Source organism: Methanomassiliicoccus luminyensis B10 (genome assembly GCF_000308215.1).
Taxonomy (GTDB): Archaea; Thermoplasmatota; Thermoplasmata; order Methanomassiliicoccales; family Methanomassiliicoccaceae; genus Methanomassiliicoccus; species Methanomassiliicoccus luminyensis.
Map to the genome: position 1 here is coordinate 643,901 of NZ_CAJE01000012.1, position 15,088 is coordinate 658,988.

14 protein-coding genes are annotated in these 15,088 nt (G+C 61.9%); 2 read left to right on the forward strand and 12 right to left on the reverse strand.

Annotated features, from left to right (window positions below; all coding sequences use genetic code 11):
* Nucleotides 1–133: 133 nt before the first annotated feature.
* Complete coding sequence (thrS, locus tag WYS_RS14585; protein ID WP_019177300.1) at nucleotides 134–1,831, forward strand: threonine--tRNA ligase; 1,698 nt, start codon at nucleotides 134–136, stop codon at nucleotides 1,829–1,831.
* A gap of 60 nt (nucleotides 1,832–1,891) precedes the next feature.
* Entirely contained in the window at nucleotides 1,892–2,659 is a 768-nt protein-coding gene (locus WYS_RS14590) for a class I SAM-dependent methyltransferase (protein ID WP_019177301.1), read from the forward strand.
* Here the strand turns inward: WYS_RS14590 and WYS_RS06200 are convergent.
* The 12 genes from WYS_RS06200 to WYS_RS06255 all read right to left on the reverse strand — a co-directional run bounded on the left by WYS_RS06200 (nucleotide 2,626) and on the right by WYS_RS06255 (nucleotide 15,088).
* Nucleotides 2,626–3,975 carry a radical SAM/SPASM domain-containing protein gene (locus WYS_RS06200; protein WP_162137707.1) on the reverse strand — a complete coding sequence of 450 codons (1,350 nt, stop codon included), beginning with the start codon at nucleotides 3,973–3,975 and terminating at the stop codon, nucleotides 2,626–2,628. The genes WYS_RS14590 and WYS_RS06200 overlap by 34 nt on opposite strands.
* The gene (locus tag WYS_RS16305; protein WP_187120199.1) at nucleotides 3,975–5,627 is read right to left on the reverse strand and encodes a hypothetical protein; all 1,653 of its coding nucleotides are present in this window, start codon (nucleotides 5,625–5,627) and stop codon (nucleotides 3,975–3,977) included. Before WYS_RS16305 ends, WYS_RS06200 begins: the two co-directional genes overlap by 1 nt.
* Entirely contained in the window at nucleotides 5,621–5,989 is a 369-nt protein-coding gene (locus WYS_RS06210; protein ID WP_019177304.1) for a hypothetical protein, read from the reverse strand. Before WYS_RS06210 ends, WYS_RS16305 begins: the two co-directional genes overlap by 7 nt.
* A 136-nt stretch (nucleotides 5,990–6,125) precedes the next feature.
* Nucleotides 6,126–6,974: a GNAT family N-acetyltransferase gene (locus WYS_RS06215; protein WP_026068861.1), complete on the reverse strand. Its 849-nt coding sequence runs from the start codon at nucleotides 6,972–6,974 to the stop codon at nucleotides 6,126–6,128.
* Nucleotides 6,975–7,089: 115 nt separating this feature from the next.
* On the reverse strand, nucleotides 7,090–8,508 hold the full coding sequence (locus tag WYS_RS06220) for a NosD domain-containing protein (protein ID WP_019177306.1): 1,419 nt from the start codon (nucleotides 8,506–8,508) through the stop codon (nucleotides 7,090–7,092).
* A gap of 161 nt (nucleotides 8,509–8,669) precedes the next feature.
* The gene (locus WYS_RS06225) at nucleotides 8,670–9,785 is read right to left on the reverse strand and encodes an isocitrate/isopropylmalate dehydrogenase family protein (protein ID WP_019177307.1); all 1,116 of its coding nucleotides are present in this window, start codon (nucleotides 9,783–9,785) and stop codon (nucleotides 8,670–8,672) included.
* Nucleotides 9,773–10,267, reverse strand: a complete 495-nt coding sequence (locus WYS_RS06230) for a 3-isopropylmalate dehydratase small subunit (protein WP_019177308.1) — start codon at nucleotides 10,265–10,267, stop codon at nucleotides 9,773–9,775. The genes WYS_RS06225 and WYS_RS06230 overlap by 13 nt, the downstream gene beginning before the upstream one ends.
* 10 nt (nucleotides 10,268–10,277) lie before the next feature.
* Entirely contained in the window at nucleotides 10,278–11,525 is a 1,248-nt protein-coding gene (locus tag WYS_RS06235) for a 3-isopropylmalate dehydratase large subunit (RefSeq protein ID WP_019177309.1), read from the reverse strand.
* Between the two features lie 7 nt (nucleotides 11,526–11,532).
* A complete protein-coding gene (locus WYS_RS06240) occupies nucleotides 11,533–13,131 on the reverse strand; it encodes a 2-isopropylmalate synthase (protein WP_081579863.1) in 1,599 nt (532 codons plus the stop codon).
* 171 nt (nucleotides 13,132–13,302) lie between these two features.
* Complete coding sequence (locus WYS_RS06245) at nucleotides 13,303–13,932, reverse strand: 7-carboxy-7-deazaguanine synthase QueE (protein ID WP_019177311.1); 630 nt, start codon at nucleotides 13,930–13,932, stop codon at nucleotides 13,303–13,305.
* Complete coding sequence (gene queC, locus WYS_RS06250; protein ID WP_019177312.1) at nucleotides 13,929–14,615, reverse strand: 7-cyano-7-deazaguanine synthase QueC; 687 nt, start codon at nucleotides 14,613–14,615, stop codon at nucleotides 13,929–13,931. Before queC ends, WYS_RS06245 begins: the two co-directional genes overlap by 4 nt.
* Nucleotides 14,612–15,088, reverse strand: a complete 477-nt coding sequence (locus WYS_RS06255; RefSeq protein WP_236993913.1) for a 6-pyruvoyl trahydropterin synthase family protein — start codon at nucleotides 15,086–15,088, stop codon at nucleotides 14,612–14,614. Before WYS_RS06255 ends, queC begins: the two co-directional genes overlap by 4 nt.

Sequence of the window (15,088 nt, forward strand, 5' to 3'; positions counted from 1 at the left end):
ACCGCAGGGGGCGGACCCATCCATCCGGGACGCGCGCTCGGGGGCGGCACGACCGCCCCGCCTGGCACCATGCCGCGAGCGTGTTGCCGTTCGTAAAAGAACAAATATAGGGCAGGAGTTACTTGCCCCCTCGATGAAGACCTTATTCATTCACGCTGATTTCCTGGAGTTCAACGTCAAGAAGCCCACGCCCGTCGCCGATCAGATCACTGACGAGGAGAAGCACGGGCGGTACGACGAGGTTCTCGTGGCGTTCATCAGCGTGGAGAAGCAGGACGAGGCGGAGCCCGAGGCGGTCGCCAAGCAGGCCGTTGCCAACATCAAGGATATCGTCGGCAAGGTCGGGGCGCAGAGGGTGGTCCTGTACCCCTATGCCCACCTGTCTTCATCCCTGTCCTCCCCGGCCGCCGGTAAGAAGATGCTCCGGGACATGGAGAAGCTTCTGATGGACGATGATATCGAGACCCACCGCGCTCCTTTCGGCTGGTACAAGGCCTTCGACATCGCCTGCAAGGGCCACCCCCTCTCGGAGCTGTCCAGGGACATCAAGGTGGCCGAGAAGAAGGCCGAGGCCATCGACCCCGCTGCGCTGCTCAAGCAGATCTCCAAGGCAAGGCTCAGCAAGGAGAACCTGAAGGAGAACGACCACCGGATCATCGGGCAGAAGCTGGACCTCTTCAGCTTTTACGATGTCGCTCCCGGAATGGTCTTCTGGCACCCCAAGGGGCTGATCATCAGGAACGCCCTGATCGACTTCTGGAGAGAGGAACACAGGAAGGCAGGGTACCAGGAGATAAAGACGCCCCAGGTCATGAGCGACATCCTGTGGAAGGTCTCCGGGCACTGGGGCCACTACAAGGACAATATCTTCCTGACCAACTACGACGACCGGCAGTTCGCGGTCAAGCCCATGAACTGCCCGGGCGGCCTGCTGGTGTTCAGCAGCAGGGAGAGGAGCTATAGGGAGCTCCCGCTGAGGATGTCCGAGCTGGGGGAGGTCCACCGGCTGGAGCTTTCCGGGGTGCTGTCCGGCCTGTTCCGGGTCATCCAGTTCACCCAGGACGATGCGCACATATACTGCACGGAAGAGCAGCTGGAGCAGGAAATCAACGGGGTCATCGACCTCATCGACAAGTTCTACAAGCTGTTCGGGTTCGAGTACCGCATGGAGCTGTCCACCAAGCCGGAGAACTCCATGGGCGATCCCGCGCTGTGGGTGAAGGCGGAGGCCGCTCTCAGGAACGCACTGGATGACCGGGGCGTAAAGTACGAGGTCAATGAGGGGGACGGCGCGTTCTACGGCCCCAAGATCGACTTCAAGATAAAGGACTCCCTGGGCCGGGAGTGGCAGACCGCCACTATCCAGCTGGACTTCCAGATGCCCGAGCGGTTCCAGATCAAATACGTGGGGGACGACGGCAAGGACCACACCCCCATAATGCTGCACCGGGCCATCTACGGCTCCCTGGAAAGGTTCATCGGCATATTGCTGGAGCACCTGAACGGGAACCTGCCGGTCTGGCTCGCTCCCATCCAGGCACGCGTCATCGCCTTCAAGGACGACAACGCCAAGGCGGCCGAGGACGTTCGCAACAAGCTCTTCGACCAGGGGTACCGGGTCGACCTGGACGTGAGCTACGGCACGGTGGAGGGGAAGATCAGGGACGCCGAGCTGCAGAAGATCCCCTACATCATCGTGATCGGGGACAAGGAAGAGCAGAACGACACCCTGGCCGTCCGGCGGCACGGGACCAAGGCTCCCCGGTACGGCGTCAAGTTCGACGACTTCGAGGCGCAGCTGAGAGAGGAATGCCGCCTGAAAACCGCTTAACCTTCTTCAATCATCTCCTCGAGAAAAGTGTTATGCTTGCCCAGGGGCTCCGTTCCTTCGATGAGCGCCCCCGGACTCACCGATGAAGCGCAGCTTGCTCGCCAAAGCTTGTGGCTGAAGGAGTATCGCCTGTGGCTCCTGGACACATTTGTCCTCCCGACATTTGCGGCCGCTAAGCCGGCCGCTCTGGACGTCGGCGGCGGCCCCGGCGTGATGGCCGAGGACCTCTCCTCCCGCATGGACATCACGGTGCTGGACCGGGACCGCGGGATGGCCAGGAAAGCGAGGGGCAAAGGCCTTGAAGCTCTGCAGGGGGATGCTTGCACGCTCCCTTTCGCGGACGGCTCCTTCGATGTCGTCTGCTGCTCCTTCCTCTTGCTGTGGACCAAGGGCCCGGAAATAGCGCTGAGAGAGATGGTCCGGGTGTCCCGGGGCTGGGTGCTGTGCCTGGCCGAGCCGGACCACGGGGGCCGGATCGATCATCCTGCGGCCTTGGCACCGGTCCGCGACCTGGTGGTGGAAGGGATGAGGCTGGAGGGGGCCGACCCGCTCATGGGGCGAAAGCTGTCGGGCCTGTTCCACGCCTGTGGCCTGGTACCCCGGATCGGCATCTACCCCGGCGCCTGGAACATCGAGGAGATCCGCCGGAACGCCGAGGAGGAGTGGGGGTGGATAGTCGATGCCGCAGGTGAGGGGCAGGGGCTCGAAAGCGTCAAGGCGGCGTGGGCTGAAGCTTTGGATGAGGGCAGCCTCTTCCAGTTCGATCCCATCTTCTACGCCATCGCCAGGAAGGGTCATGCCCCGGGGCGGGGGTCGAGGCAAGAGTAGTCGCCATGCTCCCGGGCCAGGGGGCAGCCGCCCCCGCAGGTGTCCCGGAGCCCGCAGTCCACGCACTTGCCGTCGAGGTAGTTCCGCTCCCGGATGTCCCTGCACAGGCGGTGGTTCCAGATGTCCGCCCAATCATCCACGAGGATGTTGCCAAGCGGCCGGTAGTAGCTCTGGCACGGCAGAACGGCCCCGTCCGGCTCCACGGCCATGTTCAGGGAGCAGGCGGTGCACTGCTTGATCCCCAGCCCCAGGTTGATGGGGTTCAGTTCGCAGTAGGGGGTCGGGGTGTACCACGTCATCCTCACCCCCGCCTCCTCAGCCACGGCCTTCAGCCGCACCAGCGCATCCTCCAGCTGCCGCATCTCCACGCCTTCGGCGTTCTTGCCCCGGCCTGAGCGTATCAACCCGTTGAAGGCGATGTTCTTCACTCCCAGGGAGATGAGGAAGCGCATCGTTCCCTCGATCTCCTCCAGGTTGGAACTCATGATGGTGGTGTTCGTGCTGACGTACAGGTCCTCGCACAGCGCCGTCTTCAGCCCCTCGATGGTTTCCTTCCACGCCCCAGTGTCCCCGGCCAAGCGGTCGTGAACGTCATCGCGGTGCGAAAGCACGGTTATCTGTACATGGTCCAGGCCTGCTTCCACCAGCTCGCGGAGGTACCCGGGCTCGCGGAGCTTGCGGCCGTTGGTCACCAGCCCCGTCACCTGTCCGAACTCCTCCGACGCGGTCACGAGTTCGCGGAGGCCGGGGAACAGGGTCGGTTCGCCGCCGGTGAACACCACGTGCGGCACCCCTGTCTCCCAGAGGCGCGCGATGGCTTCCTTCCACCGCTCGGTCCCGAGTTCGTCGAGCTGCCTTGGCTCGTTATAGCAGTGGCCGCATCGGTTCTGGCAATGGTAGGTCAGGATAAGGTCCATGCGGTACGGGGCGGGGAAATCGTCCGCCCCGATGGTGGGCTTGTTGGGCCCTATGGTGCACATGACCTCATCATCCCCTTGGATGAATCGCTCCAGCCGCTCCTTCACCTGAGCGTAGTGCCGCAGGGCGGTCTCGGCCCCCAGGCCCTTGTACCGGTGCGTCATGTACCGCGCCGCGTCCTTCTCGGAACGGCCCTCCAGCAGGCAGCGGGCGTAGTCCAGGGCGGTGCCGTTCAGCTCCACCAGGCGGGAGGCGTCGACGATGAGGACGCCCCGGTGGCACGCATCCACTCTCAGATGGAAGCGGTGGTGGGCCAGGTCGCCCTTCCCGTCGAAGCGGTGGGCCCCCGGCTCCAGGCCCCTGCCGAGCAGGTCGCTCCACCGGTCGCGGAGAGGCATCAGCGCCCTCCTCCCGCGCAGGCGCATGCACAGGCGCAAGCACAAGCGCAGTGGCAGCTGGCCCCGTGCCCGCCCGAGCCTTGGGCGACCGGCGGAGGTATGGGAACGGGATTGGTGTAGGGAACGACCTCGCGGGTCAGCCCCCTGATGTCCCTCACCACGTTCTCGCTGGAGGTCCGCACCTTGTCCACGTAGTCCTGGGCAATGGTCTTCACCCCCGGACCGGCTTCCTGCGGCCAGCCGGGGATCGGACCGTAGCGGGGATACAGGAGGATGGGGAGGGGGAAGATGTCCCTGCGCATCCTCGCTTCATAATCACGGTCCAGCATCATCCAGCCGTTGCTCTCTTGGAGGGATCGGGAGAACTCCTCGGGCGTCTTGGCCTCGATGACCTGCTTCCAGGCCTTGTCGGCAATGGAGCGGTAATATGACCTGGTCGCCTCTATGTCGAAGCCTTGCACCTTCTTGGAGGTGGCGCGGATGAGGTCCACCATGGTGCCGCGGAGCCCCGTCCGGGACACCGTGCCGTCGCCCTCGATCGCTCCCAGGTACGCCGTCTCGTAGTCATGGTCGCCCTGGTCGGAGAGCTTCTCCAGGCGCATGGGCATCTGATCGGACAGCACCCGTACCTTGTTCTTATTGATAAGCCCGAAGAGGATCATGGTAGCGATCGTATCCAGGGGTTTTTCCAGCACCACCGCCGCCTCGATTGCGGTAAGGTCCCTGCGGGGTCCCGCCCCGACCACGTTCATCTCCGGCTCGAAGTAGTCCTCCCTCCTTTTCCTGGCCTTGGCGATGCTGACGATGATGACGACCATAACCACGGCGATGAGGATGAGGGGCAGCAACAGGCATACGAGCGTGCCAAGGTCCCCGAGAAGGCCGCCCGAGCCGCCCGGCTCGAAGAAGGCGTCCACGTATTCCTGGGGGAACCCGGCGCCGACGTTGTAGGCGCCCCTCTCCTGGTCCACCGGATCCACACCGGTGAACTGCCAGGTGGCGGCCATCCGTCCGGTCGCCTCATCGATATAGAGCGCGTCGTAGGGATGGTCCTGCAACCACATGACCTGGGAAATATTGGTGAAGCCTGCGGGCATCAATATGGTGGCGTTCAGGAGCCCAGTGTTGCCGACCTGCATGTCCGGATCGAACCAGGCGGGCTTGAACTGCACCCCCACGGTCCCGTCCACGACCTCGTTCCGGTACACCATGTGCGGGTTGTTCACGTGGAAGTTCAGGACGAAGGAGCCGGTGCGCTCTATCTCCTCAATGGTGACTTCATCGAACTCCACGGCCAGGCCGACGTCGACATACGGGGAGGGATGTATCAGCTTGGGCGAATAGGCCACCCCGTCGACCACTATGCTGGCCTGGGCCGAGTTAGCGTCGTAATAGCTGTTGGGAAGCCCCACGTCCACGCCGTCAAGGAACGCCACATTGTCGAAGCGGAAGACGTAATCGATGTCCACGCTGCCGTCCTGGATCACGGTGACGTTCACCCGCTCCTCGGCCACGGAGAAGGAGTACTCCTGGGCCTCCGCCGCGAACGTCGGAACGAGCGGGAGCGGGACGAGAACGCTGAACAATATCAAGACGGAGACAAGGAGGGAGCGCGATGACGCTGCCCATCTCTTGGAAGGTGGGGTCACCACTTCGGTTCCTCCTCGAACGCATAGATGGTCCCGCAGTAGGGGCACTTGACCACCACGCCTCCGTCCACCACCCTGAGGTCCTTGTCCTCCAGCGCCGCGCCGCAAGAGCGGCACTTCAGCTCCCTCTGTTTCAGCTCTCCGGAGCCGCCCATCTTAACATTGAAGGTCTGGTTTATCAGCTTGGGCTTGGACGCCTCGATCCTCTCATAACGGTAGACAAAGAAGAGGAGCAGGGCCGCTATAGCGAGGAACACTCCGCCCGCCAGGATGTTCTCCGTCCCCGAAGCGATGACGAATATCGCTCCGAGCAATATCATGAAGATAGCCAGGAAAAGCAGCAGGGCGGACGCGATGCGGTTCATGCGAACCGCCTCATGCTGATGCCGAATCATAAAGCTGACCTTTCCGCAGTGAGATGAAAACGTTGTAAACCGGCCTTCCAAAACAGGCGCATCATGTACCGAGGACGGGATCCGATCTGATGGCCGCACCGGGAGGTCACCCAAGCTCGAAGCTGGTAACCCCGAAGACCTTGCCCAGGGGGACATTGGGAGCATATTTCGTATATATGCGGGCAGTGGTGAATACCTCCTCCATGTGATGGTCCTGGGCCATGGCCATCCCCTCAACGTTCGGCTCCGGGACGTCCAGGAAGAACCTCTCGCCCGGAACTTTCGATATCAGGCCTCTGAGGATCTTCTCGGCCGTCCTACCATCCTCGGCAAAGAGGGGGCCGATCTTATGGGCGACCCCGCACTCCCTTATCACGCCATAGCCTGCGAGCTCCCCTCCCCGGAACGAGGCCAGAGCAACTGAATCCTCTTGAGCGGTGAAGTAACGCAGGAAGGCTTCACGGGGAGCGGAGAAGATGGCCTGATCATAGGAGACCACCTGGTCGAGGTTCAGCTCGGTGATGGGCTGTAGGCCATCAGGCCTTTCGCCTCCGCCCCACCCCTGGAAGCGGTGGTTCCAGTGCGCGAACTTGAAGCCGTATTGCAGGTAGGTCGGGAGCATCGCTTTAACGCCGTCAGCCCCCAGGTTCCTCTCCCGGGAGCTCTCCAGAACGAACCTGAGGATCGCCCTGCCGATGCCGCTACCCCGCAGGTCCTTTCGCACGATGTAGAATCCGCCGAACCTGAGGTCCCCAGGATAGTCGACGAGGGATACAGAAGCTACCATCTCATCGTCGATCGTACCTGCGAAAAAGCCGTCAGGATATGACCGATAAAAGACCCCAGCATCATGAACACCGGGATTCCAGCCCTCCTCGGCCGCCCATCCAACGGCCGTGTCGAGCTCCTCCCGGCTCATTCTCCGGATTGTCAACGGTCCCTCAGGTCGGCACATAGCGTTCGCGGGGTCCACATGAACGGACGAATATTATATTTCTCCCATGAAATATGGTTGGGTTAAAAGAAAAATAGAGAGGTCCAGAGACCTCTCTATTGGATTTTCCGTTGCCTCAGGGCGCCTTCGGCCTCCTCGCGTACATCAAGGAGAGAGCGACCGCGGTTATCCCGACGATCAGGCCCACCGCCCCCAGGACGAGCGGCAGGGAATCCCCCTTGACCTCGCTGAGTTCCTTCTGGGTGGAGGACAGATCGTCCTGCGCCACATTGAGATCGGACAAGGCGCCCTCAAGTGCCTCGTTTAGGTCGTCCACCTGTCCCTGCAGGCGGTCTAGATCTTTCTGCTGCTGGTCGACGTAGGTGACGTGCACGGATGAGCTCACCTCAGGGAAATCGCCCATCGACCTCGCCTTGATCGTGTTGTCGCCTTCCAGGAGAGCGACCACTGCCGAGAACGTGCCGTCGTTCCCCACGATCACCTGTAAGCCGTTGATGATCAATCCGTATCCCGGGGTCGCCGTCCCGGTGACCAGCACCGTGGGCGTATGGACCACCGAACAGCACGCCGGCGAGGTTATCTTTACCTCGAACGACTCAAGGGCCAACGGGTACAGGTCCTGGCTGCTGCCGTGGTCTATGTCATACGGCGCGTCGACGATACCGTCCTTATCCAGGTCGGGCGAGGTCCAGTCGCTCCAGTAGTTGCCGTAGTACGGGTACGAGGAGGAGTTCCAGTAGTTCGTTCCGCTGATGTCGACGGCCTGGGGGACTTTAATGTTATCCTTGAAAATGTTGCCGTAGATGATGTTGCCCGAGCTGCCGGTCGCAACGACCCCATACTGCAAGTTGCCAATGAGGCTGTTGTTCACGATGGTGTTCCCATCGCTTCCCATTTCTATGAAAATGCCTTGCCAATCGCCGGAGCACATGTTTTTCTCGATGAAGTTGTCATCCGAGCCGTCGCTCAGCAGTATGCCAGTACCACTATCGTCGCCGCTGCAGTTGTTGTCCTTGATGACATTATTATTCGAGGAACGGAGGTAGATGCCGTGATAGTTACTACCACTGCAGTTATTGTTCGCGATGATATTATCATCAGAGAATTGTAGTTTCATCCCAGGACCAGCATTGCCGTTGCACTTGTTGCTACCTATCGTGGTGTTTTTTACATTGTAAAGCGTCAATCCTGTACCGGTCCCCCAGGGATCGCTGACATAATCAGCATCATATAACGTGCAGCCGCGAATGACCAGATGAGCGGTGGTGTTGCCGATGTAGATGGCAGCTCCACATCCAGTAGCGTTGATGTCCAGGTTCTCGATGATGTATGGATCAAGGGCGGTCCCGGAACCGTCCCATCCTTCCGATTGTATGAGGTCCTCAAGCTCCGCATCGCTGTCCACGCATATGACGTCGTGCGGGGCAAGCGCATCGTCCGCCAGTGTCGTGGCAGTCGCTCCGGATAAGGCGATGATCGATGTGATCAGGGTCATCGCCGCAATAATACTGTTCCTTTTGCTAGCATGGTTCATAACCCAACCTCCGAATGATATTTATTTAGAGCTATTATAGATTCTCTATTTATAAAACATCTATAGCGGTTGCCAGCATGATGCCTCAGCGCACGCTGGATACAGGTGATCGCCACCCGCCATCGTTCGAGATGATCGAAAAAATAGAAGGAAGAAGGTGTTTACTGGGCCGAGCGGACCAGGTCGACGATGGCGTCCCCGGCCTGCTTGGTGGTGAGCGCGCCGCCCATGTCAGGCGTGACCATTTTTTGCTTCATGGCCATCTTGACCGCCCACTCGATGAGCTTGCCGATGTCCGGCCGCCCCAACTGGTCGATCATCATCTTCCCGGCCAGGATGGCGGCGATGGGGTTTGCTTTCCCCTGGCCGGCGATGTCCGGCGCGGAGCCGTGCACCGGCTCGAACATGGAGACCCCGTTCGGGTTGATGTTGCCCGAAGCGGCGACGCCGAGGCCGCCCATGATCTCCGCCCCGATGTCCGTCAGAATGTCCCCGAACATGTTCGGACAAGCGACGATGCCGAAGCGCTCCGGCGCCCGCACCAGGGCCATGGCCATGGCGTCGACGTACATGTACTCGACCGGGATGCCGTGCTCCTTGGACTTCTGGGAGAACACCTCCCTCCACATTCCGTACAGCGAGGTGCACACGTTGGCCTTGTCCACGGCGGTCACCTTGGGCCTGCCCATCTTCTTGGCCAGTTCGAAGGAGTAGTCGGCGAAGCGCTCGATGCCCCTGCGGGACATCATGCCGATCTCGAAAGCATAGTCGTCCGCGGAGGTCGAGCTGGAGGAGAGCGTGAGATCGATGTCGTACAGCTTCCTCTTCAGCTCAAGGTCCACGGCGTCGCTCCGGCCCTTCAGCACGCCGCCCGCGCCCATGTAGAAGTCCTCGGTGTTCTCCCGGAGGAAGATTATATCGAAGTTCTTCTCCCCCTTGAGGGGGGTGTAGGGGTGCCAGGCCTTGGATGGCCGCATGTTGATGTACTGGTCGAAGGTTGTGCGCATCTTGATGAGGATGCCTTTCTCCAGTATGCCCGGCGCGACCCGGGGGTCGCCGATGGCGCCAAAGTACACCGCCTGGTTCCTCTTCATCAAGGCGATATCGTCGTCGGTCAGGAGCTCTCCGGTCCTGAGGTACCGGTCCGAGCCGAGGTCCATATACTCCAGCTGCAGCTCCACGTGCTCAGTACCGCAGGCCGCCTGGAGCACCTTCACTCCCTCGGCGATGACCTCCTTGCCGATCCCGTCGCCAGGCGCCACGGCTACTTTGAACATCTTTTGGCCTCCTTCAGGCGCGCCATCAGGCCGCCGGAGCTTATGAGGTCCTTGACGTACTGGGGGTACTGCGGGAACGTCCACGACTTCCCGGTGGTCTCGTTCCTCACGGTCCCTTTGTCCACGTCCACCGACAGCACGTCCCCTTCGGACGCCTCCACCTTGCATTCGACCAGCACCAGGCCGAGGTTTATGGAGTTGCGGTAGAAGATGCGGGCGAACGACTCCGCCACCACGCAGGTGATCCCGGCTTGCAGTATGGACCGCGGGGCATGCTCCCTCGAAGAGCCGCACCCGAAGTTCTTGCCGGCCACGATGATGTCGCCCTTCCGGACGTTCTTGGCGAGGTCGGGGCGCACCCTCTCGAAAAGGAAATCGCCCAGGCAGTTGTTGTTCTGGCTGATGAGCCGGTCCGCGGGTATGATCTGGTCCGTGTCCACGTGGTCCGCGAACTTCCAAACGTTGCCTCTGATAGCATCCATGTGAATCACCTCAGTCCGGGGCCACGATCTTCCCGGCGATGGCGCTCGCGGCGACGACCGCCGGCCCGGCCAGGTACACCTCGGAGTCCTTGTGCCCCATGCGGCCTATGAAGTTGCGGTTGGTGCTGGCGACGCACTTCTCACCTTTCGCGAGCACGCCCATGTGCCCGCCCAGGCAGGCCGCGCAGGTCGGCCCCGAAACGAACGCCCCGGCCTCCACGAACTGGGCCAGGAGGCCCTCGTCCAGGGCTTGCTTGTACACCGGAACCGACGCGGGCACCACGATCATGCGCACGTCCGGGTGGACCTTCTTGCCCCTGATGATCGCCGCGGCCGTCCTCAGGTCCTCGATGCGCCCGTTGGTGCAGGAGCCCAGGAAGGCCTGGTCGATGGTGACGTCGACGTCCCTGGCGCTCCGCCCATTGCTGGGCAGGTGCGGCATCGCCACCATGTAGTCGAGCGAGCCCAGATCGTACTCCAGGGTCTTCCAGTAGCGGGCGCCCTCGTCGGCGGCGACGGGGGCGTAGGGGCCGCGCACCTTTCCCTTGAGGAACGCTTCGGTGGCCGCGTCGCACGGGAATATGCCGGCCTTTCCGCCGGCCTCGATGGCCATGTTGCTGATGGTCAGCCGATCGGACACGGTCACGTTGGCGACCCCGGGGCCGGAGAACTCGAAGGCCTTGTAGTTCGCGCCGTCCACCCCGATGTCGGTGATGATCTTGATGATGAGGTCCTTGCCGGAAACTTGCTTCCTGAACTTCCCGGTGAGCTTGACGTTGATGGCCTCGGGCACCTTGAACCACAGCCGGCCCTCGGCGAAGCATGCCGCGGCCTCGGAACTGCCGATGCCGGTGGAGAACGCGTTGATCCCGCCGTAGGTGCAGGTGTGGGAATCCGCTCCCACTATCAGCCGGCCGGGGGCGGCGTAGCCCTCGTCCACCATGACCTGGTGGCACACCCCGCTCCGTCCGACCTCGAAGTAGTTCTTGATCCCGTACTTCTTGACGAACCGGCGCATCTCCGCGGCCTGCTCGGCCGAGGCGACATCCTTGTTGGGGACGAAGTGATCGGGGATCAGAACGATCTTATCGCGCATGGGCTCGCACTCCAGCGCCTCGAACTCTTGGAAGGCGAGGGGGGCGGTGACGTCGTTGGCCATGACGTAATCGATCTCCGCCTCCACTATCTGGCCGGCGCGCGCGTCGGTGCCGGACCTGGCGGACAATATCTTCTCGGAAATGGTCTTGGGTGCTGTCATCGTGATCTTACTCCTTCTTGCGGCAGTACAGGCGGTCCAGCGCCTCCATGGTGGCGTCGACGCTGGACTGCACTATGTCGGTGCCCACGGCCTTGCCGACGGACATGGCCTTGCTGCCGCCGTTCTTTCCCACCTTGACCGTCACCTCGCAAAGGGAGTCGCTGCCGCCGGTGATGGCGCTGAGGCGATATTCCTCCAGGGAGATGTCGTTGCCCATTACCGCCTTGATGGCGTTGATGGCCGCGTCGACCGGGCCGATGCCGGTGGACGTGCCGGTCTTCTTCTCCCCATTGATGTCGATGGACACGACCGCGGTGGGCGTGGTGTTCATACCCGTGAACACTGCGAACTCTTTTAGCTTTACCTTCTTGGACTCCCTCTGCCCCATGATGTGCGAGGCGAGGGCCACCAGCTCGGCGTCGTCAACGTCCTTGCCGCTGTCGGCGAGCTTCTTTACCTTGCTGACTATCTGCTCGATCTGCTCATCGGTGAGATCGATCCCGTATCCCTCAAGCTTGTCCTTGACCGAGTGCGCGCCGCTGTGCTTGCCGATGACGATATTGCGCTGGACGCCGACCAGCTCGGGGCCGAAGGCTTCGTAAGTGGAGGGGTCCGCGAGAACCCCGTGAACGTGAATGCCGGACTCGTGCGCGAAGGCGTTGCCGCCGATGATGGCTTTGTTGTCCGGGACCGGGATGCCGCTGAGCCTGCTGACCAGCTTGGAGAGCGGCCCGATCCTGCGGGTATCGATGGACGTTTCCACATTATAGAACGCCATCAGACCGAGGACCGTCTCCTCGAGCGCGGCGTTGCCCGCCCTTTCCCCCAGCCCGTTGACCGTGACGTGGACCTGCTGCGCGCCGCTGCGGACCGCGGCGAGGGAGTTGGCCACGGCGAGGCCGAAATCGTCATGGCAGTGCACCGCTATGGGCACCTTGGTCACGGTCATCAGCTCGGCGATGAGGTACTCCATGGCCGGCGGCGATATCGTCCCCACGGTGTCGGGCACGTTGATCTTGTCGACCTTGGCCTCCTGCACGGCGATGTGCATTTCCTTGAGGAAGTCCAGGTCGGTCCTGGTGGCGTCCTCGCAGGAGAACTCCACGGTAACGCCCCTGCCCTTGGCGTACTCCACCGACTCCACCGCCCTGGCCTTCACTTCCTCCCGGGTCATCCTCAGCTTGTGCTGGAGGTGGCAGTCGGAGGTGGCAATGAAAGTGTGCACATAGTCAAGGCCGCAGTCGACCGCAGCGTCTATGTCCTTCTTGTTGCAGCGCGCGAGGCCGCATATCCTGGGGCTGAGGCCAAGGGCCTCGATCCTCCTGAACGCCTCCTTCTCCCCATCGGAGGCGGCCGGGAACCCTGCCTCGATGACGTCCACGCCCAGATCGCTGAGCGCCTGGGATATCGCGACCTTGTCCTCTACCGAGAGCGCCACCCCCGGGGTCTGCTCTCCGTCCCTCAGGGTGGTATCGAATATCATCACCCGTTGGGGCAGGGTGCCCGCTACGGCCTTGGCATTGAAGGGGCTGGTGTACACTCTCTTTCGGTCCAGTGAATTTCTCGGACAGGATGGGGATTGCTCTATCGCGCTTCGGTCGATCATAAGAATCGCCTCGGACGGCCCTGTTCGCAGCAATGGCACTAGTATTCACGCAAAAACGATGCCAGGTCATTGCCTATGACGAACATTATGGGCCTCTTGTGTGGCTACATCTCGTAAATGATTTTGGCTATTTAACATTTACAATAGTTAGAGATCGCCGAGGCGGGGATCTCAAACCCCCCTCTTGCCCCCCCATATTATCTTGTGCAGCTGCGGGAGCACCCGCACCCACAGCCGATCCTCCAGCACCCACTTGGCCAGCTCTTTGAGGTCTGTCCCGCCCACCGGCGTCATGATGACCGGGCAGTTGACCTCGTGCTCCCTCAGTATCTTCTTGGCGAACAGATAGTCCACGCGGTCGGCGATGACGAACTTGAGCTGGTCCCGCGGAGAGAGGAAGGAGAGGTTGTCGTACATGATGCGGTGGCTCATGCCCGAGCTGGGGCACTTCACGTCCATGGATATAAGCAGCTCCTCCGAGGAGGGCAGGGACTCCAGGGCCACCGCGCCGTTGGTCTCCACCGTCACGTGGTAGGAGTCCTCCAGCAACGCCTCCACCAGGCGGCTGACCCCTTCCTGCACCAGCGGCTCCCCGCCGGTCAGGCAGACGAACGGCGCCCCGAGCTCCTCCACCCGGTCGACGATCTCATCCACGGACATCTCCTCCCCGCCTTCCTGCGCGTACTTGGTGTCACACCACTCGCAATCGAGGTTGCAACCGGCGAACCTGACGAAGGTGGTCGGCACACCCATCAGGGTCCCCTCGCCCTGTAGGGAATAGAACATCTCGATGACTTTCATGGCCCGGCCTCGTATTCCACCGGATCGCTGTATCCGGCCTCTTCGAACCCCTTCAGGCGGAGCAGGCAGGAATCGCAGTGCCCGCAGGCCCTCTTCCCACCTTTATAGCATGACCAGGTGAGATGTAGCGGAGCGTCCAGCTCCTTTGCCAGCTTCACGATCTCGGCCTTTGATTTCCTGAGTATGGGGGCCTTGATCTCGATCGGCCGCCCTTCCACGCCGGACTTGGTCCCCACGCGCAGCACCTTCTCGAAGGCCTCGAAGAACTCGGGGCGGCAGTCCGGGTACCCGGAATAGTCGATGGCGTTGGCGCCGATGAATATGACCTCACCGCCCTCGGTCTCGCACAGCCCTGCCGCCAGGCTGAGCATGATGATGTTCCTCGCCGGGACGTAGGTGACCGGGATATCGTCGCCTATGCCTTCCGCGGAATCGCGCAGCGGGACCTCCACGTCCGGGCAGGTGAGCGCGGAAGTGCGCAGGAAGCTTAGGTCCAGGTCCATCACGATATGCCTCTTCAGGCCGTAGTGCTTCGCCACCGCCTTCGCGGACTCCAGCTCGCGGGAGTGCCTCTGACCGTAGCTGACGGTAAGGGCGACCACATCGTAGCCCTTCGACAGCGCGTAGGCGAGGGTGGTGGTGGAGTCCAGGCCGCCGGACAGCAGGACGACCGCTACGGTCACGCCCGCACCTCCCTTCGAGCCCAGGCAGTCTGGCCCCTCTCCTCGTCCAGGCCTATCTCCACCGCCTCGACGTTGGAGGGGAACTCCAGGGCCTTGACGAGCTTGTCCAGGAACATCTCGGCCATCTCCTCCGCGGAGGTCTGGGCGATGTCCAGGACGGCGACGTCCTCGGAAGGGAACACATACCTCTTGCCGCCGACAGCGACCTCGACCTCGGGCCCCTGCACGATCTTCACCGTGGGCGATCTTCCGGGAAGAAGCACACGGTGGTCCAGTTCGTCCACCATGCCCCGAAGGGCCTTCTTCAGGTCCACGAAGTCCATTATCATGCCGTCCGAGCCTTTCTCCCCGTGCAGGACGAGGTGAAGGATGTAGGAATGGCCGTGCAGCCGGCCGCACTTGTGGTGGCCAGGGATGAAATGTGATGCGGAGAACTTGATCCCCGAGTATTCGCCGTCTATCTCGATCCTCAT